Origin of the sequence: Streptomyces hamibioticus, from assembly GCF_047946815.1 — a bacterium.
In the GTDB taxonomy this organism is placed as follows: domain Bacteria; phylum Actinomycetota; class Actinomycetes; order Streptomycetales; family Streptomycetaceae; genus Streptomyces.
Genome location: NZ_JBKKQY010000001.1, coordinates 1,941,401 through 1,961,972 on the forward strand (window position 1 = coordinate 1,941,401; position 20,572 = coordinate 1,961,972).

General features: G+C 67.2%; 13 protein-coding genes, 1 tRNA gene and 3 rRNA genes. 4 read left to right on the forward strand and 13 right to left on the reverse strand.

Annotated elements, in window-relative coordinates; genetic code table 11:
* Positions 1-110 precede the first annotated feature (110 nt).
* A complete protein-coding gene (locus tag ACLGIH_RS08625) occupies positions 111-2,864 on the forward strand; it encodes a SpoIIE family protein phosphatase (protein WP_416524644.1) in 2,754 nt (917 codons plus the stop codon).
* A 69-nt stretch (positions 2,865-2,933) separates the two neighbouring features.
* Here ACLGIH_RS08625 and ACLGIH_RS08630 read toward each other — a convergent pair.
* The 8 genes from ACLGIH_RS08630 to thyX form a co-directional block, all read right to left on the reverse strand.
* Positions 2,934-3,009 (reverse strand) — tRNA-Thr (locus ACLGIH_RS08630).
* Between the two features lie 82 nt (positions 3,010-3,091).
* Positions 3,092-3,754, reverse strand: coding sequence for a DegT/DnrJ/EryC1/StrS family aminotransferase (locus ACLGIH_RS08635; protein WP_416529320.1), 663 nt, complete (start codon positions 3,752-3,754; stop codon positions 3,092-3,094).
* Between the two features lie 114 nt (positions 3,755-3,868).
* Positions 3,869-3,985, reverse strand: a 5S ribosomal RNA gene (gene rrf / locus ACLGIH_RS08640).
* 87 nt (positions 3,986-4,072) lie between these two features.
* A 23S ribosomal RNA gene (locus ACLGIH_RS08645) occupies positions 4,073-7,195 on the reverse strand.
* Positions 7,196-7,503: 308 nt separating this feature from the next.
* Positions 7,504-9,033 (reverse strand): 16S ribosomal RNA (locus tag ACLGIH_RS08650).
* The 16S, 23S and 5S rRNA genes sit together here, the layout of an rRNA operon.
* 493 nt (positions 9,034-9,526) lie before the next feature.
* A complete protein-coding gene (locus tag ACLGIH_RS08655) occupies positions 9,527-11,212 on the reverse strand; it encodes a ribonuclease J (RefSeq protein WP_416524645.1) in 1,686 nt (561 codons plus the stop codon).
* Between the two features lie 157 nt (positions 11,213-11,369).
* Positions 11,370-12,269 (reverse strand): 4-hydroxy-tetrahydrodipicolinate synthase, encoded by a 900-nt coding sequence (gene dapA / locus ACLGIH_RS08660; protein WP_416524646.1) that lies wholly within the window; start codon positions 12,267-12,269, stop codon positions 11,370-11,372.
* Between the two features lie 214 nt (positions 12,270-12,483).
* Entirely contained in the window at positions 12,484-13,224 is a 741-nt protein-coding gene (gene thyX / locus ACLGIH_RS08665) for an FAD-dependent thymidylate synthase (protein ID WP_416524647.1), read from the reverse strand.
* Positions 13,225-13,424: 200 nt separating this feature from the next.
* Here thyX and ACLGIH_RS08670 point away from each other — a divergent pair, with 200 nt between their 5' ends.
* Together ACLGIH_RS08670 and ACLGIH_RS08675 are read left to right on the forward strand one after the other, a co-directional pair.
* Positions 13,425-13,664, forward strand: a complete 240-nt coding sequence (locus ACLGIH_RS08670; RefSeq protein WP_416524648.1) for a hypothetical protein — start codon at positions 13,425-13,427, stop codon at positions 13,662-13,664.
* A 122-nt stretch (positions 13,665-13,786) separates the two neighbouring features.
* Entirely contained in the window at positions 13,787-14,344 is a 558-nt protein-coding gene (locus tag ACLGIH_RS08675) for a hypothetical protein (RefSeq protein ID WP_416524649.1), read from the forward strand.
* 123 nt (positions 14,345-14,467) lie between these two features.
* Here ACLGIH_RS08675 and ACLGIH_RS08680 read toward each other — a convergent pair whose 3' ends face one another.
* The 5 genes from ACLGIH_RS08680 to rpsO all read right to left on the reverse strand — a co-directional run bounded on the left by ACLGIH_RS08680 (position 14,468) and on the right by rpsO (position 19,969).
* Positions 14,468-14,938 (reverse strand): tetratricopeptide repeat protein, encoded by a 471-nt coding sequence (locus ACLGIH_RS08680; protein ID WP_416524650.1) that lies wholly within the window; start codon positions 14,936-14,938, stop codon positions 14,468-14,470.
* A 17-nt stretch (positions 14,939-14,955) separates the two neighbouring features.
* A complete protein-coding gene (gene dapB / locus ACLGIH_RS08685) occupies positions 14,956-15,708 on the reverse strand; it encodes a 4-hydroxy-tetrahydrodipicolinate reductase (protein ID WP_416524651.1) in 753 nt (250 codons plus the stop codon).
* Between the two features lie 29 nt (positions 15,709-15,737).
* Entirely contained in the window at positions 15,738-17,117 is a 1,380-nt protein-coding gene (locus ACLGIH_RS08690) for a M16 family metallopeptidase (RefSeq protein ID WP_416524652.1), read from the reverse strand.
* The gene (locus ACLGIH_RS08695; protein ID WP_416524653.1) at positions 17,114-19,336 is read right to left on the reverse strand and encodes a polyribonucleotide nucleotidyltransferase; all 2,223 of its coding nucleotides are present in this window, start codon (positions 19,334-19,336) and stop codon (positions 17,114-17,116) included. Before ACLGIH_RS08695 ends, ACLGIH_RS08690 begins: the two co-directional genes overlap by 4 nt.
* 345 nt (positions 19,337-19,681) lie before the next feature.
* Positions 19,682-19,969 (reverse strand): 30S ribosomal protein S15, encoded by a 288-nt coding sequence (gene rpsO, locus ACLGIH_RS08700; RefSeq protein WP_031118350.1) that lies wholly within the window; start codon positions 19,967-19,969, stop codon positions 19,682-19,684.
* 283 nt (positions 19,970-20,252) lie between these two features.
* Here rpsO and ACLGIH_RS08705 point away from each other — a divergent pair, with 283 nt between their 5' ends.
* Positions 20,253-20,552: a DUF397 domain-containing protein gene (locus ACLGIH_RS08705; RefSeq protein ID WP_416524654.1), complete on the forward strand. Its 300-nt coding sequence runs from the start codon at positions 20,253-20,255 to the stop codon at positions 20,550-20,552.
* The last annotated feature ends 20 nt before the right edge of the window (positions 20,553-20,572 follow it).

Genomic DNA, 20,572 nt, shown 5'->3' on the forward strand with positions numbered 1-20,572 from the left:
ATGGACGGCGAAGGTAAGTAACCTTGCATGCGGCTGTCCAGCCGCGCCGGTTCGTCCGGCCTGGGCGGTGGCACGGATACGAGCGGGCATCGGAGGGGCGGCCGGACCACATGACCACCGGACTGATTCCGGGGGGACAGCCCCCGGAGCCCACGCCGACGGGCGGCCTGCCGCAGCAGCGGCGCGACCCGGTCGGCCTTGACACCGTGCCCGGAGAGAAAGGGACGAGGAGTTCTGTGATCACCGCGCGCGCGGCCGCCAGCTTCGAGCCCGTCGGGCGATCGGTGGCGAGCGCCCGCTCCTTCGTCCGCGACACCCTCCAGGGCTGGGGCTACGCCGACATCGTCGACGACGCCGTGGTGCTCACCAGCGAACTGGTGACCAACGCCGTGGTGCACGCCGGCACCGCCGCCGACGTCGTCTGCCTGCGCAGCGACGAGGGCGTACGGATCGAGGTGGCCGACCGCTACCCCGAGCGCGAGGTCCCGCTCCAGGGCTCGCCCGCCACCATGGGCAGCCCCGACCGCGAGGGCGGCCGGGGTCTGCAGCTGTGCGCGGCGCTGGCCGCCCGCTGGGGCGTCGAGTACGCCCCGACCCACAAGAACGTCTGGTTCCACCTCGACCTGCCCGAGCGCCCGGTCGGCACCCGCGCCGCCGGGCCCTCCCTCCCGGCCGACCTGCTCCCGCTCGCCGACGGCCGGGTCCGCGTCGCCGTCGTCCAGATCGACCGCACCGGCGCCATCACGGCGTGGAACGAGGACGCCGAGGAGCTGTTCGGCTACCCGGCCGAGCAGGTCACCGGCAAGCCGCTGACCGATCTCGCGGCCTGGCCGCACACCCCGGGCACCAGCACCGGCATCGCCGAGGCGCTGCGCCTGTCCCGCTGGGAGGGCAGCTACGGCATCCGCGGCGCCAACGGCCGCGTCACCCCGGTGTACGCGTCCCACCTCCGGGTCCGCGACACCGGTGGCGAGCCGTCCACCGTCTGCCTGCTGGTCCGGGACCACGAGCGGGCCGTGCTCCAGACACCGCTGCGGGTCCCGTCCTCCGACACGGGCGCGTCGTCCGAGGGACAGAACACCGACCCCTTCGAGGTGTTCATCGGTTCCCCCGCGCCGGACGACCTCGACGGTCTCCTTCAGCGCACGGTGGAACGCGCCCGCGACATGCTCGACGCCGACGCCGCCTTCCTCCTCCTGGCCACCGACGACGAAACGGAGTTGGAGGTCCGCGCCTCCACCGGACTGCCCTCCGCCCGCCAGCGGTTCGCCCGCGTCCCCGTCGAGGCGGGCCCCGGCCGCTACGGCTCCGCCCGCATGCCGGCCGTCCACGAGGACCTCACCATCGTCCCCGGCGCGGTACCACTGCTGAACGGCACGGGCATGCGCTCGGTCGTCACCGTCCCGCTCAAGGTCGAGGGCCGCCTCACCGGCTCCCTCGGCGTCGCCGCGGAGGCCCCCGGCCGCTACTCCAACGAAGAGGCCCTCCGCCTCCAGTTCGCCGCGGACCGCATCGCCCTGGCCGTCGAGTCGGCCCGCCTCGGCGAACTGGAACGCCTGCGCCGCGGCTCGCTCAGCTTCCTCGTCGAGGCCTCCGACCTGCTCGCGGGCACGCTCGACCGCGACCAGACGCTGGCCCTGATGGCCCAGATGACGGTCCCGACCCTGGCCACCTGGTGTGCCGTCTACACCATCGCCGACCAGGCCTCGGACCCGTACCTCTCCTACGTCCTGCACGAGGACGAGGAACTCATCGACGGCATCAAGTCCCTGCTGTCCAAGATGCCGCCGCCGGACCCGGTGCCCACCCCGGGCGCCCGCGTCTGGAACGCCCCCCGCGAGGTCGCCCACCAGGCGGCCCTGCGCAGCTCGATGCGCAGCCTCGGCCTGAGCGGCGGCCCCAGCAACCGGGTGACACCGGGCATCGGCCCGACGCTGACCACGGCCTCCGCCGTAGGCGGCGAGACGGTGGTCCTTCCCCTCGTGGCCCGCAACCGCGTCATCGGCATGCTCACCCTGGGCAAGCCCACCGACGAGCACTTCCGCCAGGAGATCCTGGAACTGGCCGAGGACCTGTCCCGCCGTGCCGCCCTGGCCCTGGACAACGCCCGCCTGTACTCGGAGCGCACCGCCATCAGCCAGGCCCTCCAGCGCAGTCTCCTGCCCCCCGAGCTCCTCCAGATCGAGGGCGTCGAGGTCGAGGTCATCTACCGCGCGGCCGGCGAGGGCAACGAGGTCGGCGGCGACTTCTACGACCTCTTCCCCATCAGCGACGGCGCCTACGGCTTCGCCATCGGCGACGTCTGCGGTACGGGCCCGAACGCGGCGGCGGTCACCGGCCTCGCCCGGCACGCCCTGCGCCTGCTGGCCCGGGAGGGCCTCAGCGGCCCGGCGGTCCTGGAGCGCCTGAACTCCGCGATCCTCGACGAGGGCGCCCGCAGCCGCTTCCTCACCCTCCTGTACGGCGAGATGCGTCCCCAGGAGGACGGCAGCGCGGAACTGAGGGTGGTCTGCGCCGGCCATCCCCTCCCGCTCCGCCTCCGCCAGGACGGCACCGTCGAACCGGCCGCGGAACCCCAGCCCCTCCTCGGCGTCATCGACGACCTGGAGCTGTACGAGGAGACGGTCACGCTCGAACCGGGCGACGTCCTCCTCTGTGTCACGGACGGCGTCACCGAACGCCGCGAGGGCTCCCGCATGTTGGGCGACGACGGCCTCGCCGACGTCCTCACCACCTGCACGGGCCTGACCGCCGGCGCGGTGGCGGCCCGCATCATGCGCGCGGTGGAGCGCTTCGCGTCGGACGCCCCGTCGGACGACATGGCGATCCTCGCGATGCGGGTACCGGAGCCGCACAAGGACTGAAGGGCACGGGGCCTGCCCCCGGTCCCCGGGCATGCGAAAGGCCCCGCCCATTGGGCGGGGCCTTTCAGCTGGAGCCCCCAAACGGAATCGAACCGTTGACCTTCTCCTTACCATGGAGACGCTCTGCCGACTGAGCTATAGGGGCCTGTCACCTTTTCGAGGTTTCCCCCGCGGCAACGGAATAGATCATACCCCGAACAGAGCCGTGCTCCCAACCACGGCGCCCGTCACAGCGCCGGCTCCAGAAGGCCCCCGAGCGCATTGCACGCCGAGGCGATGCGCTGCATGTCCCGCTTGGTCAACGAGGCGTCCACGGGCAGCGCGAGCGTCTCCCCGGCAGCGCGCTCCGTCTCCGGCAGCGCCACGCAGCGCCGGAACTCCGGCAGCCGGTGCACCGGCGTCTTCACCGGCACCCGGCAATCGACGCCCCGACCGCGAACGGCCCGCGCGAACGCGTCCCGGTCCGGCCGTCCGTTCCCGGGCACCCGCACCACGTACTGCTGATAGGTGTGCCCCACACCACCGTCCGGCGTGCGCACCCCGCGCAACTTCGCGTCGAGGTAGGCGGCCCGCTGCCGACGCTGCGCCATCTCCTCGTGCGGAGCTTCGGACTCCCGTTCCTGCAGCACCAGCAGCCCGTGCCGCTCGCCGATGTCGTGCAGCCGCACCATGTCCGCCGGCCGACCGAACCGGTGTACGGCGACCACCGCGGCCGTGCGAGGACCGACGGCCGCCTCCACGGCGGCCGGGTCCAGGCAATACGTCACCGGGTCTATGTCGGCGAACACCGGCAAAGCCCCCGCCAGCGCGACGGCCTGCGCGATCTCCGCCTTCCCGAAGGCCGACACGACGACCTCGTCCCCGACTCCGACGCCGGCGGCCCTGAGCATTGCTGCAGTACCCATGAGGTGGATGGTGGTTGCGGAACGTGAACTGCAAGTGACAGGCAACAAAAAAGGGTTGGGCCCGGAACGGAAGTTCCGGGCCCAACCCTGTCAAGTATTGTTCGGCGGCGTCCTACTCTCCCACAGGGTCCCCCCTGCAGTACCATCGGCGCTGTAAGGCTTAGCTTCCGGGTTCGGAATGTAACCGGGCGTTTCCCCTACGCTATGACCACCGAAACACTATGAAACAAACAACCAACCAGCCACCCAAACATGGGCGGGTTGTTCGTGGTTTCAGAACCAACACAGTGGACGCGAGCAACTGAGGACAAGCCCTCGGCCTATTAGTACCAGTCAACTCCACCGGTTACCCGACTTCCATATCTGGCCTATCAACCCAGTCGTCTACTGGGAGCCTTACCCCATCAAGTGGGTGGGAGTCCTCATCTCGAAGCAGGCTTCCCGCTTAGATGCTTTCAGCGGTTATCCCTCCCGAACGTAGCCAACCAGCCATGCCCTTGGCAGGACAACTGGCACACCAGAGGTTCGTCCGTCCCGGTCCTCTCGTACTAGGGACAGCCCTTCTCAAGACTCCTACGCGCACAGCGGATAGGGACCGAACTGTCTCACGACGTTCTAAACCCAGCTCGCGTACCGCTTTAATGGGCGAACAGCCCAACCCTTGGGACCGACTCCAGCCCCAGGATGCGACGAGCCGACATCGAGGTGCCAAACCATCCCGTCGATATGGACTCTTGGGGAAGATCAGCCTGTTATCCCCGGGGTACCTTTTATCCGTTGAGCGACGGCGCTTCCACAAGCCACCGCCGGATCACTAGTCCCGACTTTCGTCCCTGCTCGACCCGTCGGTCTCACAGTCAAGCTCCCTTGTGCACTTACACTCAACACCTGATTACCAACCAGGCTGAGGGAACCTTTGGGCGCCTCCGTTACCCTTTAGGAGGCAACCGCCCCAGTTAAACTACCCATCAGACACTGTCCCTGATCCGGATCACGGACCCAGGTTAGACATCCAGCACGACCAGACTGGTATTTCAACGACGACTCCACCCACACTGGCGTGCGAGCTTCACAGTCTCCCAGCTATCCTACACAAGCCGAACCGAACACCAATATCAAACTGTAGTAAAGGTCCCGGGGTCTTTCCGTCCTGCTGCGCGAAACGAGCATCTTTACTCGTAGTGCAATTTCACCGGGCCTATGGTTGAGACAGTCGAGAAGTCGTTACGCCATTCGTGCAGGTCGGAACTTACCCGACAAGGAATTTCGCTACCTTAGGATGGTTATAGTTACCACCGCCGTTTACTGGCGCTTAAGTTCTCAGCTTCGCCACCCCGAAGAGTGACTAACCGGTCCCCTTAACGTTCCAGCACCGGGCAGGCGTCAGTCCGTATACATCGCCTTACGGCTTCGCACGGACCTGTGTTTTTAGTAAACAGTCGCTTCTCGCTGGTCTCTGCGGCCACCCCCAGCTCAGAGTGCAAGACTCATCACCAGAAATGGCCCCCTTCTCCCGAAGTTACGGGGGCATTTTGCCGAGTTCCTTAACCATAGTTCACCCGAACGCCTCGGTATTCTCTACCTGACCACCTGAGTCGGTTTAGGGTACGGGCCGCCATGAAACTCGCTAGAGGCTTTTCTCGACAGCATAGGATCATCCACTTCACCACAATCGGCTCGGCATCAGGTCTCAGACTATTGCCAGGCGGATTTACCTACCTGACGTCCTACACCCTTACCCCGGGACAACCACCGCCCGGGATGGACTACCTTCCTGCGTCACCCCATCACTCACCTACTACCAGCTCGGGTCACCGGCTCCACCACTCCGACCTCGTCCGAAGACTCAGCCGACGGCTTCACGGGCTTAGCATCACTGGATTCGATGTTTGACGCTTCACAGCGGGTACCGGAATATCAACCGGTTATCCATCGACTACGCCTGTCGGCCTCGCCTTAGGTCCCGACTTACCCTGGGCAGATCAGCTTGACCCAGGAACCCTTAGTCAATCGGCGCAAACGTTTCCCACGTTTGTATCGCTACTCATGCCTGCATTCTCACTCGTCAACCGTCCACAACTCGCTTACGCGGCTGCTTCACCCGGCAGACGACGCTCCCCTACCCATCACGATCCCCGTTGGGGGTACATATCGCAATGACACGACTTCGGCGGTACGCTTGAGCCCCGCTACATTGTCGGCGCGGAATCACTTGACCAGTGAGCTATTACGCACTCTTTCAAGGGTGGCTGCTTCTAAGCCAACCTCCTGGTTGTCTCTGCGACTCCACATCCTTTCCCACTTAGCGTACGCTTAGGGGCCTTAGTCGATGCTCTGGGCTGTTTCCCTCTCGACCATGGAGCTTATCCCCCACAGTCTCACTGCCGCGCTCTCACTTACCGGCATTCGGAGTTTGGCTAAGGTCAGTAACCCGGTAGGGCCCATCGCCTATCCAGTGCTCTACCTCCGGCAAGAAACACACGACGCTGCACCTAAATGCATTTCGGGGAGAACCAGCTATCACGGAGTTTGATTGGCCTTTCACCCCTAACCACAGGTCATCCCCCAGGTTTTCAACCCTGGTGGGTTCGGTCCTCCACGAAGTCTTACCTCCGCTTCAACCTGCCCATGGCTAGATCACTCCGCTTCGGGTCTTGAGCGTGCTACTAAAAACGCCCTATTCGGACTCGCTTTCGCTACGGCTACCCCACCCGGGTTAACCTCGCAACACACCGCAAACTCGCAGGCTCATTCTTCAAAAGGCACGCAGTCACGACTGATGAGCAAGCCCATCAGCGACGCTCCCACGGCTTGTAGGCACACGGTTTCAGGTACTATTTCACTCCCCTCCCGGGGTACTTTTCACCATTCCCTCACGGTACTATCCGCTATCGGTCACCAGGGAATATTTAGGCTTAGCGGGTGGTCCCGCCAGATTCACACGGGATTTCTCGGGCCCCGTGCTACTTGGGTGTCTCTCAAACGAGCCGCTGACGTTTCGACTACGGGGGTCTTACCCTCTACGCCGGACCTTTCGCATGTCCTTCGCCTACATCAACGGTTTCTGACTCGTCCCACGGCCGGCAGACCGTGGAAGAGAGATCCCACAACCCCGTACACGCAACCCCTGCCGGGTCTCACACGTATACGGTTTAGCCTCATCCAGTTTCGCTCGCCACTACTCCCGGAATCACGGTTGTTTTCTCTTCCTGCGGGTACTGAGATGTTTCACTTCCCCGCGTTCCCTCCACACTGCCTATGTGTTCAGCAGCGGGTGGCAGCCCATGACGACTGCCGGGTTTCCCCATTCGGACACCCCCGGATCAAAGCCTGGTTGACGACTCCCCGGGGCCTATCGTGGCCTCCCACGTCCTTCATCGGTTCCTGGTGCCAAGGCATCCACCGTGCGCCCTTAAAAACTTGGCCACAGATGCTCGCGTCCACTGTGCAGTTCTCAAACAACGACCAACCACCCATCACCCCGGAAAAACTCCCGAGTGCACTGGGGCCGACACTGAAGGCAGCCACACGGGCCGTACCCTCAGATACCCAACAGCGTGCCCGACACCCCCGCCTCCCGTGGTCCGCGTTCCACGCTCCGAAGAGCAGTACTAGCGGCCCGAACAGACCGAGTGTGCCGAGTAGTCAACGTTCCACCCATGAGCAACCAGCATCAGACACTCGCTGATGTACTGGCCTCTGGACTGCCGAGGCAGCCTAGAAGTGCTCCTTAGAAAGGAGGTGATCCAGCCGCACCTTCCGGTACGGCTACCTTGTTACGACTTCGTCCCAATCGCCAGTCCCACCTTCGACAGCTCCCTCCCCACAAGGGGGTTGGGCCACCGGCTTCGGGTGTTACCGACTTTCGTGACGTGACGGGCGGTGTGTACAAGGCCCGGGAACGTATTCACCGCAGCAATGCTGATCTGCGATTACTAGCGACTCCGACTTCATGGGGTCGAGTTGCAGACCCCAATCCGAACTGAGACCGGCTTTTTGAGATTCGCTCCACCTCGCGGTATCGCAGCTCATTGTACCGGCCATTGTAGCACGTGTGCAGCCCAAGACATAAGGGGCATGATGACTTGACGTCGTCCCCACCTTCCTCCGAGTTGACCCCGGCGGTCTCCCGTGAGTCCCCAGCACCACAAGGGCCTGCTGGCAACACGGGACAAGGGTTGCGCTCGTTGCGGGACTTAACCCAACATCTCACGACACGAGCTGACGACAGCCATGCACCACCTGTACACCGACCACAAGGGGGCACCCATCTCTGGATGTTTCCGGTGTATGTCAAGCCTTGGTAAGGTTCTTCGCGTTGCGTCGAATTAAGCCACATGCTCCGCCGCTTGTGCGGGCCCCCGTCAATTCCTTTGAGTTTTAGCCTTGCGGCCGTACTCCCCAGGCGGGGCACTTAATGCGTTAGCTGCGGCACGGACAACGTGGAATGTTGCCCACACCTAGTGCCCACCGTTTACGGCGTGGACTACCAGGGTATCTAATCCTGTTCGCTCCCCACGCTTTCGCTCCTCAGCGTCAGTATCGGCCCAGAGATCCGCCTTCGCCACCGGTGTTCCTCCTGATATCTGCGCATTTCACCGCTACACCAGGAATTCCGATCTCCCCTACCGAACTCTAGCCTGCCCGTATCGACTGCAGACCCGGGGTTAAGCCCCGGGCTTTCACAACCGACGTGACAAGCCGCCTACGAGCTCTTTACGCCCAATAATTCCGGACAACGCTTGCGCCCTACGTATTACCGCGGCTGCTGGCACGTAGTTAGCTTACGCTTCTTCTGCAGGTACCGTCACTTTCGCTTCTTCCCTGCTGAAAGAGGTTTACAACCCGAAGGCCGTCATCCCTCACGCGGCGTCGCTGCATCAGGCTTTCGCCCATTGTGCAATATTCCCCACTGCTGCCTCCCGTAGGAGTCTGGGCCGTGTCTCAGTCCCAGTGTGGCCGGTCGCCCTCTCAGGCCGGCTACCCGTCGTCGCCTTGGTGAGCCATTACCTCACCAACTAGCTGATAGGCCGCGGGCTCATCCTGCACCGCCGGAGCTTTCCACCACCAGAGGATGCCCCCAGTGGTTGTATCCGGTATTAGACCCCGTTTCCAGGGCTTGTCCCAGAGTGCAGGGCAGATTGCCCACGTGTTACTCACCCGTTCGCCACTAATCCCCTCCCGAAGGAGGTTCATCGTTCGACTTGCATGTGTTAAGCACGCCGCCAGCGTTCGTCCTGAGCCAGGATCAAACTCTCCGTGAATGCTTTTCACGGGAGCGGAACAGCCAGGAGGAATATCCCCGGCCGTTCACAGCGTCCTCGCTGTATTTTTTCAAAGGAACCTCGCCACCAGACCAAAATGGTCCGGTAGACGGGGTATCAACATATCTGGCGTTGACTTTTGGCACGCTGTTGAGTTCTCAAGGAACGGACGCTTCCTTTGTACTCACCCGAGAGACTCTCTCGCGGCTTTCCTCCGGGCGCTTCCCTTCGGTGTTTCCGACTCTATCAGATCTTTTCCGATCCGATTTCCTCGGTGCTTTCCAGGTTCCCGCTCTCGCGGTTTCCTTTCCGGCGGCTCCGACTTTATCAGAGATTCTGAGTCGGAATTCCCGCCCCTTCCGGGTCGCCCTCGACCCCATGAAGTGGTCGGGTGCCCGTCCGAGCGGAGTTGTAAACGTACTGGAGCGGGGCGCCCGGATGCAAATCAAGGCGCCCCGCCCCTCGTTGGGGCGGCCGGCGAGCCGACGGGCCGTCAGACCTCCACGACCACAGGCAGGATCATCGGCCTGCGGCGGTAGGTGTCCGAGACCCACTTGCCCAGGGTCCGGCGTACCAGCTGCTGGAGCTGGTGGGGTTCGACGACGCCGTCCTGCGCCGAACGCTCCAGGGACTCGGTGATCCTGGGGATCACGTCGCCGAACGCAGAGTCGTCGATGCCCGAGCCCCGGGCCTGGATGTGCGGTCCCCCGGTGATCTTCCCGGTGGAGGAGTCGATGACCACGAAGACCGAGATGATGCCCTCGTCACCGAGGATCTTGCGGTCCTTGAGGGCCGGCTCGCCCACGTCACCGACCGAGAGGCCGTCGACGTACACGTATCCGGCCTGGACCTTGCCGGAGATCTTCGCCTTGCCCTCGACGAGGTCGACCGCCACTCCGTCCTCGGCGATGACGATGCGGTCGTGCGGGACGCCCGTCATTGCGCCGAGTTCGGCGTTGGCGCGCAGGTGGCGCCATTCGCCGTGGACCGGCATCAGGTTCTTCGGGCGGCAGATGTTGTAGAAGTACAGCAGCTCGCCCGCGGACGCGTGGCCAGAGACGTGGACCTTGGCGTTGCCCTTGTGGACCACGTTGGCGCCCCAGCGGGTCAGGCCGTTGATCACGCGGTAGACCGCGTTCTCGTTGCCGGGGATGAGGGACGAGGCCAGGATCACCGTGTCGCCCTCGACAATGCGGATCTGGTGGTCCCGGTTGGCCATGCGGGACAGGGCCGCCATCGGTTCGCCCTGGGAGCCCGTGCAGACCAGGACCACCTCGCTGTCCGGCAGGTCGTCCAGGGTCTTGACGTCCACGACCAGGCCCGGCGGAACCTTCAGGTACCCCAGGTCGCGGGCGATGCCCATGTTGCGGACCATGGAGCGGCCGACGAAGGCGACCCGGCGGCCGTACTCGTACGCCGCGTCGAGGATCTGCTGGATGCGGTGGACGTGGCTGGCGAAGCTGGCCACGATGATCCGCTTGCGGGCGCCGGCGAAGACCTGGCGCAGCACGTTGGAGATGTCGCGCTCGGGCGGGACGAAGCCCGGCACCTCGGCGTTCGTCGAGTCGGAGAGGAGGAGGTCGATGCCCTCCTCGCTCAGGCGGGCGAACGCGTGCAGGTCCGTGAGTCGGTTGTCCAGCGGGAGCTGGTCCATCTTGAAGTCGCCGGTGTGGACCGCCATGCCCGCGGGAGTGCGGATGGCGACGGCCAGGGCGTCCGGGATGGAGTGGTTGACGGCGATGAACTCGCAGTCGAAGGGGCCGATGCGCTCCCGGTGCCCCTCCGTCACCTGGAGGGTGTACGGGCGGATGCGGTGCTCCTGGAGCTTGGCCTCGATGAGGGCCAGGGTCAGCTTGGACCCGATCAGCGGGATGTCCGGCTTCTCGCGGAGGAGGTACGGGACCCCGCCGATGTGGTCCTCGTGGCCGTGGGTGAGGACGATCCCCTCGATGTCGTCGAGGCGGTCCCGGATGGACGAGAAGTCCGGCAGGATCAGGTCGATTCCGGGCTGCTCCTCCTCGGGGAAGAGCACTCCGCAGTCGACGATCAGCAGACGGCCGCCGTACTCGAAGACCGTCATGTTGCGGCCGATCTCGCCGAGGCCGCCGAGGGGCGTGACCCGCAGGCCGCCTTCGGGGAGCGGCGGGGGCGCGCTCAGTTCGGGGTGCGGATGACTCAAAAGACTCTCCTCACCACGCGCGCCACGTACCGGTGTGGCACGTGGCGCGCGTGACGTTCGTGCAGAAGCAGTTGTCGTGGGTGCAGGCACCGGCGGCCTGCCTATTCAGTTGTGAAGTGCGGTCGCGCGGTGGGGCGCGTTGTTGCGAAGTCTGTTGTCAGAGCTGTACCCCGCCCGCGGCAAGATCGATCTTCAGCTGTTCGGTCTCCTCCGGTGCGAGCTCTACCATCGGCGGGCGCAGCGGGCCGCCGGGCAGGCCCTGGAGGGTGAGGGCGGCCTTGGTGGTCATGACGCCCTGGGTACGGAACATGCCGGTGAAGACCGGGAGCAGCTTCTGGTGGATCTCCAGGGCCTTGTGCACGTCACCGGCGACGTACGCGTCGACCATGGCCCGCAGCTCGGGGGTCACCACGTGGCCGACGACGGAGACGAAGCCGACCGCGCCCACCGAGAGGAGGGGGAGGTTCAGCATGTCGTCGCCGGAGTACCAGGCGAGGTCCGAGTGCGCGATGGCCCAGCTGGCGCGGCCGAGGTCGCCCTTGGCGTCCTTGTTGGCGACGATCCGCGGGTGCTCCGCGAGGCGGACGATGGTCTCCGTGTTGATCGGGACGCCGCTGCGGCCGGGGATGTCGTAGAGCATGACCGGCAGCTCGGTGGTGTCGGCGATGGCCTTGAAGTGCCGGTACAGGCCCTCCTGCGGGGGCTTGTTGTAGTACGGGGTGACGACGAGCAGGCCGTGTGCGCCGACCCGCTCGGCGGCGCGGGCCAGCTCGATGCTGTGGTGGGTGTCGTTGGTGCCGACGCCCGCGACGACGTGGGCGCGGTCGCCCACGGCCTCCAGCACGGCTCGTACGAGCTCCGTTTTCTCCACGTCACTGGTGGTGGGCGACTCGCCGGTGGTGCCGTTGATGATCAGGCCGTCGTTGCCTGCGTCCACCAGGTGGGTGGCGAGCCGCTGCGCGCCGTCGAGGTCGAGTGCGCCGTCCGCCGTGAAGGGCGTGACCATGGCGGTGAGGACCCGCCCGAAGGGGGTCTGCGGAGTGGAGGTCGGAGCCATGGGTTACACGCTACTCGTTGCTCGGTCCGGGGTCTGCCCTCGGGGGAGGCGGCACGTGGTGGCGGAGACGGAGCCCGGCACTGCCTGCTCGGGGGTTCAAGCAGTGCCGGGCCCGTGCGATCAGGCTAGATGAATTTCGCAAAAGGCCGCAATACGGACACTTCGCGAGGCTGATGCGTACATGTGTGCGCTCTGGGGAGTGCCGGACGGTGCGTTACGGGGCCACGCGGCCGTTGGCGTTGAAGGCCGCGTGGGTGAGCGGCATCAGCCTGGCCCACTCGGCCTCCATCTTCTCGCCGACCATCTCGATCTCCCGCTGCGGGAAGGAGGGGACCTTCGCCAGCTCGTGCTGGGTGCGCAGGCCGAGGAAGTGCATCAGCGAGCGGGCGTTGCAGGTGGCGTACATCGAGGAGTACAGGCCGACGGGGAGCACCGCGCGGGCGACCTCGCGGGCGACGGCGGCGGCGAGCATCTCGCGGTAGGTCTCGTACGCCTGCCGGTAGGAGTCCTCCATCGCGCGGCCGGCCAGCTCCTGCTGGGCCTGGGTGCCCTCGACGAAGCGGTACTTGCCCGGGCGGCCCTCCTGGACCAGCTTGCGGGAGGCGTCGGGGACGTAGAAGACGGGCTGGAGCTCGCGGTAGCGGCCGCTCTCCTCGTTGTACGACCAGCCCACGCGGTGGCGCATGAACTCGCGGAAGACGAAGATCGGGGCACTGACGAAGAAGGTCATCGAGTTGTGCTCGAAGGGGCTGCCGTGCCGGTCCCGCATGAGGTAGTTGATCAGGCCCTTGGAGCGCTCCGGGTCCTTGTCCAGCTCGTCCAGGGACTGCTCACCGAGGGTGGAGACACGGGCGGCGAACAGCACGTCGGCGTCGGACGCGGTGTGCTTGACCAGCTCGACGGTGACGTCGCTGCGCAGTTCGATCTTGAAGTCTGCTTCGGGCGTATCGGACACGGTGTGGAGGGCCTTCCCATCTCGTCGCTTGCGGACGCCACTCTACGGCCCTCCGGAGGCGGCCCCGCCGTGGTCCGCCAAACGGGGCGATCGGTGCCGTGGGGCAATGAAGTCGGCGAAACAGGGCACCTTCACCGGTGTTCGTTCGTCTGTACTCATGACACTTCATCCGCTCAGTCCCCGGAAGGAGACGCACCTCGATGTACCGCCGGCGTGAACCCGTCCCGTTCGCCTTCGTCGCCGAGGCCGACAGGTTCCGCAGCAATGTCACTCCCCCACCGAGGGAACGGGCGTCCTTCGGCCAGATAGCCGGGCGCTGGCTCCTGGGCCTCACCATCGTCGCCGGCCTCGCGGGTTCCCTTCTCATCGGCATGCCCGCGCTGTCCATCGACCAGTCGACCCCGCAGACGCAGCAGTCACAGGCCTCCGACAAGCGCTGAGCCGGGACGGCTGCGGTCCACACCCCGGGCTGACTCCATCCGGACCCCCGAGGGTGGTGACCGGGGACACAGGCGGATAACCTCACCGGGCACAGCCCACCTTGGACGAGTGAGGATCCGCCGTGCCCCTGCCCTTCCTGACGGCCGACCGCGCCTTCGACGCGGCCGACGACGTCGCGCTGCCGTACGACGACCAGGACCGCTGGCGGCGGCCGTACCGTCCCGGACCATGGCGCGTGGGGACCGCGGCGGTGCTGCTGCTGCTCGCGTCGTACGTGCTGTTCGCGGCGGTCATCATCGCGGCGGCGGGCACACTGTCCGAGACCGGGATCATCTTCGGCATCGCCTCGGTCGCCATCGCCTGCGCGCTGCGGCTGCTGCGCATGGGCGTATGGGTGAGCACGCACGGGCTGCGTCAGGTGAGCTTCTTCAGCACGCGTACGCTGCCGTGGCGCCAGGTCGATCAGGTGCGGACGGTGCAGCAGCCGGTGCGCTGGCTCGGGCTGCCGCGCACGGTGCAGGGGCAGGCGCTGATCCTCATGCGGCGCGGCCAGGGTGCCGATGCGACGGTGCCGCCCCTGCTGACCACGCACAACGCGGACTTCCTGGCGCGCGGGGAGGCCTTCGACCGGGCCGCGGACGCCCTGGAGGCGTGGGCCGCGGAGCACCGTCGGGACTGAGTGCGCACGTTCTGAGAGCAGACGGACGCCGGTGGCCCGGTCCGCGGTTGCGGACCGGGCCACCGGCGTTTCACGTGCCGGAACGGCTCCGTGCCGGGCCGGCGCGGCGTGGCCCGGGCGGGGTCAGGCGGCCGCGGCTGGCCTGCCGTCGCCACCGGCGGCCTCGTACAGGGCGATCGCCCGTTGCATCGCCTTGCGGGCGCGCGGCGTGTCGCGGGCGTCGTGATAGGCGACGGCGAGGCGGAACCAGCTGCGCCAGTCGTCGGGCGCCGCCTCCGTCTCGGCCTTGCGCCGGGCGAAGACCTCGTCGGCGGAGTCGCGGTCGATGCGGCCGCCGGGCGTGCGCTTCAGCTCGTCGACGGGCAGGCCGCCCTCGGCGTCGAGTTCGGCGGCCAGCCGGTTGGCCTTGCGGACGAACTGCGTGTTCTTCCACAGGAACCACAGGCCGATCACCGGCAGGATCAGCACCGCGACGCCGAACGTGACGGTGAGCGGGGTGCCGGTCTCGATGAGCAGGACGCCGCGGCTGCCGACCAGGACGAAGTAGACGACCAGGACGGCGGCCGTGACGGCGTAGGAGATCTTCGCGCGCATGTGTGCCGGACCTCGTGTCAGCCCAGGTCCAGGAAGTGTTCCAGGCCGAAGGTCAGGCCCGGGGTGCTCACCACGCGGCGGGCGCCCAGCAGGATGCCCGGCATGAAGCTGCTGTGGTGCAGCGAGTCGTGCCGGACGGTGAGGGTCTCCCCCTCGCCGCCGAGCAGGACCTCCTGGTGGGCGAGCAGGCCGCGCAGCCGGACCGCGTGCACCGGGACGCCGTCGACGTCCGCGCCGCGGGCGCCCTCCAGGGCGGTGGCCGTGGCGTCCGGCGCGGGGGCGCTGCCGGCCCTGCGCCGGGCCTCGGCGATGAGCTGGGCGGTGCGCGTGGCGGTGCCGGAGGGCGCGTCGACCTTGTTCGGGTGGTGCAGCTCGACGACCTCGACGGACTCGAAGTACGGCGCGGCGATCTGCGCGAACTTCATGGTCAGCACGGCGCCGATGGAGAAGTTGGGCGCGATGAGCACGCCGGTCTCCGGAGAGCCGGCGAGCCAGTCCTTCAGCTGCGCGAGGCGCTCGTCGGTCCAGCCCGTCGTACCGACGACGGCGTGGATGCCGTGGCGTACGCAGTAGTCGAGGTTGTCCATGACCGAGTCGGGCGTGGTCAGCTCGACGGCGACCTGGGCGCCGGTGTCGGTCAGTGTCTCCAGTGCGTCGCCCCGGCCGAGGGCGGCGACCAGTTCCATGTCCTCGGCGGCCTCGACCGCCCGTACCGCCTCGGACCCGATCCGGCCCTTGGCGCCGAGGACCGCCACGCGCAGCTTGCTCATGTCTGTTGCTTCCTTACGGCTGAAGGGGGTTATGCCACGGCGTCGTGCAGCCGGGAGGCCTGCTTGTCCTTGAGCGGGCCGATGACCGACAGCGAGGGGCGCCGGCCCAGGACGTCGCGGGCGACCGCGCGGACCTCGTCCGGGGTGACCGAGGCTATCCGGGAGAGCATGTCGTCCACCGACATCTGCTCGCCCCAGCACAGCTCGCTCTTGCCGATACGGTTCATCAGCGCGCCGGTGTCCTCCAGGCCGAGGACCGTGGAGCCGCGGAGCTGGCCGATGGCGCGGCCGATCTCGTCGTCGGACAGGCCGTGCTCGGCGACGTGGTCGAGTTCGTCGCGGCAGATTTTCAGCACGTCGTGCACCTGGGAGGGCCGGCAGCCCGCGTACACGCCGAACAGGCCGCAGTCGGCGAAGCCGGAGGTGTAGGAGTACACGCTGTAGGCCAGGCCGCGCTTCTCGCGGACCTCCTGGAACAGGCGGGAGGACATGCCGCCGCCGAGGGCGGTGTTGAGCACGCCCAGGGCCCAGCGACGGTCGTCGGTGCGGGCGAGGCCCGGCATGCCGAGGACGACGTGTGCCTGCTCGGTCTTGCGGCCGATCAGCTCGACGCGGCCGGCGGTGCGGATGGAGCGCCGGCCTTCGCGGGGCGCGATGGGCCGGGCGGCCGGGTCGCGCAGGGCACCGGCCTTCTCGAAGGCGGCGCGGACCTGGCGTACGACCTTCGTGTGGTCGACGTTGCCGGCCGCCGCGACCACCAGGTGGGTCGGGTCGTAGTGCTTCCGGTAGAAGCGGCGGATGCGGTCGGCGGTGAGGGCGTTGACCGTGTCGACCGTGCCGAGGACGGGGCGGCCGAGGGGGTTGTCGCCGAACATCGTGTGCGCGAACAGGTCGTGCACGCAGTCGCCGGGGTCGTCCTCGGTCATGGCGATCTCCTCGAGGATGGCGCCGCGCTCGACGTCGACGTCCTCCTCCAGGATCAGGGAGCCAGTCAGCATGTCGCAGACGACGTCGATGGCGAGCGGCAGGTCGGCGTCGAGCACGCGCGCGTAGTAGCACGTGTACTCCTTCGCCGTGAACGCGTTCATCTCGCCGCCGACCGCGTCGATCGCGGCGGAGATGTCCAGGGCGCTGCGCCGGGAGGTGCCCTTGAAGAGCAGGTGCTCCAGGTAGTGCGTGGCGCCGTTCAGCGACGGGGTCTCGTCGCGGGAGCCGACGTGCGCCCAGATGCCGAAGGTCGCGGAGCGGACCGAGGGCAGGGTCTCGGTGACGATGCGCAGACCGCCGGGGAGGGTGGTCTTGCGGACCGTGCCGATGCCGTTCTCGCCCTTGATGAGGGTTTGGGTACGGGCGACGGCCCGCGCCTCCGAGGAGGTGCGGGCCGTCGCCTTGGAGCTACGGGACGTCACTGGTCGGCGTCGTCCTTCTTCGTCTCGTCGGTGGACTCTTCGCCCTCGACCACGGGGATGAGGGAAAGCTTGCCGCGGGAGTCGATCTCGGCGATCTCGACCTGGACCTTCTGGCCCACACCGAGGACGTCCTCGACGTTCTCCACGCGCTTGCCGCCGGCCAGCTTGCGGATCTGCGAGATGTGCAGCAGGCCGTCCTTGCCGGGGAGCAGGGAGACGAAGGCGCCGAACGTCGTCGTCTTCACGACCGTGCCCAGGTAGCGCTCGCCGACCTCGGGCATCGTCGGGTTGGCGATGCCGTTGATCGTGGTGCGGGCGGCCTCGGCGGCCGGACCGTCGGCGGCACCGATGTAGATGGTGCCGTCGTCCTCGATGGTGATCTCGGCGCCCGTGTCCTCCTGGATCTGGTTGATCATCTTGCCCTTGGGGCCGATGACCTCGCCGATCTTGTCGACCGGGATCTTCACGGTGATGATCCGCGGCGCGTTCGGGGACATCTCGTCCGGCGTGTCGATCGCTTCCATCATCACGTCGAGGATGTGGAGGCGGGCGTCACGAGCCTGCTTGAGGGCGGCGGCCAGCACGGAGGCCGGGATGCCGTCCAGCTTGGTGTCGAGCTGGAGGGCGGTGACGAACTCCTTGGTGCCGGCGACCTTGAAGTCCATGTCGCCGAAGGCGTCCTCGGCACCGAGGATGTCGGTCAGCGTCACGTAGTGCGTCTCGCCCTCGATCTCCTGGGAGATCAGGCCCATGGCGATACCGGCGACCGGGGCCTTCAGCGGCACACCGGCGTTCAGCAGCGACATGGTGGAGGCGCAGACCGAGCCCATGGAGGTCGAGCCGTTCGAGCTGAGCGCCTCGGACACCTGGCGGATCGCGTAGGGGAACTCCTCGCGCGTGGGGAGCACCGGCACCAGGGCGCGCTCGGCGAGGGCGCCGTGGCCGATCTCGCGGCGCTTGGGGGAGCCGACGCGGCCGGTCTCGCCGGTGGAGTACGGCGGGAAGTTGTAGTTGTGCATGTAGCGCTTGCGGGTCACCGGCGAGAGGGTGTCCAGCTGCTGCTCCATGCGGAGCATGTTCAGCGTGGTGACGCCCAGGATCTGGGTCTCGCCGCGCTCGAACACGGCGGAGCCGTGAACCCGCGGGATGGCCTCGACCTCGGCGGCCAGGGTGCGGATGTCGGTGACACCGCGGCCGTCGATGCGCTTCTTCTCCTTGATCACGCGCTCACGGACCAGGGTCTTGGTCAGCGAGCGGTACGCGGCGGAGATCTCCTTCTCGCGGCCCTCGAACTGCGGCAGGAGCTTCTCGGCGGCGAGCTGCTTGACGCGGTCCAGCTCGGCCTCGCGCTCCTGCTTGCCGGCGATGGTGAGCGCCTGGGCCAGCTCCGGCTTGACGGCGGCGGTGAGCGCCTCCAGCACGTCGTCCTGGTAGTCCAGGAAGATCGGGAACTCGCCGGTCGGCTTGGCGGCCTTGGCGGCGAGGTCCGACTGGGCCTTGCAGAGCACCTTGATGAAGGGCTTCGCGGCGTCCAGACCGGCCGCGACGACCTCCTCGGTGGGCGCCTCGGCGCCGCCCTCGACCAGCTTGATGGTCTTCTCGGTGGCCTCGGCCTCGACCATCATGATCGCGACGTCGCCGTCCTCCAGGACGCGGCCGGCGACGACCATGTCGAAGACGGCGTCCTCGAGCTCGGTGTGCGTCGGGAAGGCCACCCACTGGCCGCGGATCAGCGCGACGCGGACGCCGCCGATCGGGCCGGAGAAGGGCAGGCCGGCCAGCTGCGTGGACGCGGAGGCGGCGTTGATCGCCACGACGTCGTACAGGTGGTCGGGGTTGAGCGCCATGATCGTGGCGACGACCTGGATCTCGTTGCGCAGGCCCTTCTTGAAGGACGGGCGCAGCGGGCGGTCGATCAGGCGGCAGGTGAGGATCGCGTCCTCGGACGGCCGGCCCTCACGGCGGAAGAAGCTGCCGGGGATCTTGCCGGCGGCGTACATCCGCTCCTCGACGTCCACCGTCAGCGGGAAGAAGTCGAGCTGGTCCTTGGGGTTCTTGGAGGCGGTGGTGGCCGACAGCACCATGGTGTCGTCGTCCAGGTAGGCCACGGCGGAGCCGGCGGCCTGCTTGGCCAGGCGGCCCGTCTCGAAGCGGATGGTGCGGGTGCCGAAGGAGCCGTTGTCGATGACGGCCTCGGCGTAGTGGGTCTCGTTCTCCACCAGCGTTCTTCTCCGTTACTTGTCGTCTTTCGTCCCTCCACGCCCGTGCGGCGGGGGGACGGTGGCGGAGAAGCGCCCCGTCCGGTGCGGGCCGGTCTTCGATCGAAGCACCCGGGGCTCTTGCCCGGGGGCCACTACCGAGGACCGGCGGCGGCGAGGTGCGCTTCCCCTCGTTTCGTTCGGTTGTGTCGTACGCGCGGACGCTGCCGCGTAGGTCCGTACGACGTACGTGGTGCGTCGCGCCTTGTACGTTGTGCTACCACACTACAAAGCCGCGGTGACACCGCGCACGTACAGCAAAGGGAGCGGCCCCCGAACGATGGGAACCGCTCCCTCCACGGCGTCTTACTTGGCGCCCGCCGCACCGCGGCGGATGCCGAGGCGGTCGACCAGCGTACGGAAGCGCTGGATGTCCTTCTTGGCCAGGTACTGCAGCAGGCGGCGACGCTGACCGACCAGGATCAGCAGACCACGGCGGGAGTGGTGGTCGTGCTTGTGGGTCTTGAGGTGCTCGGTCAGGTCGGAGATCCGACGCGACAGCAGAGCGACCTGGACCTCGGGGGAGCCGGTGTCACCCTCCTTGGTACCGAACTCGGCCATGATCTGCTTCTTCGTAGCGGCGTCGAGCGACACGCGTACTCCTCAATAGTCTGTGAATGGCCACCGAGTGCCCCCGGTCTGCTTCTCGGGGGATCTTCCGTGACTCGGAAGGCGGGGATCCGCTGAGCGCGGCCTCCAGGGCGCCAGGGGCTGCTCCGGGGGTGCGTAACAAACGGCCGTTACACAGAGTACCAGGCGATGGCGGCCGCCCCGCTCGTGCCCCTCGGAACGGGGGGCCGGGGCAGGTCCGGCCACTAGGGTGAGGGGATCACAGGCAGTGCCGGGTGCGGCACGGACGGGAAGGGGTCGCTGCACGATGGCGGAGGAAGTGAACGAGGACGTCAGGGCCCGCAAGGAGCGGGAGCGCGACGAGCTGTACGCGCTGGACATCTCCGGCGTCGAGTGGCAGAGCGCACCGGGTACCGAGGAGCACGAGGAGCGGGTGGAGATCGCCTACCTGCCCGGCGGCGCCGTGGCCATGCGGTCGTCCCTCGACCCGGACACCGTGCTGCGGTACACGGAGGCGGAGTGGCGCGCGTTCGTGCTGGGGGCTCGGGACGGGGAGTTCGATCTGGAGCGGGCGCCGGGGGGCGAGGCGGCGGACGCCGGCAGGTGACGGATGACGGGGCGGAGGGC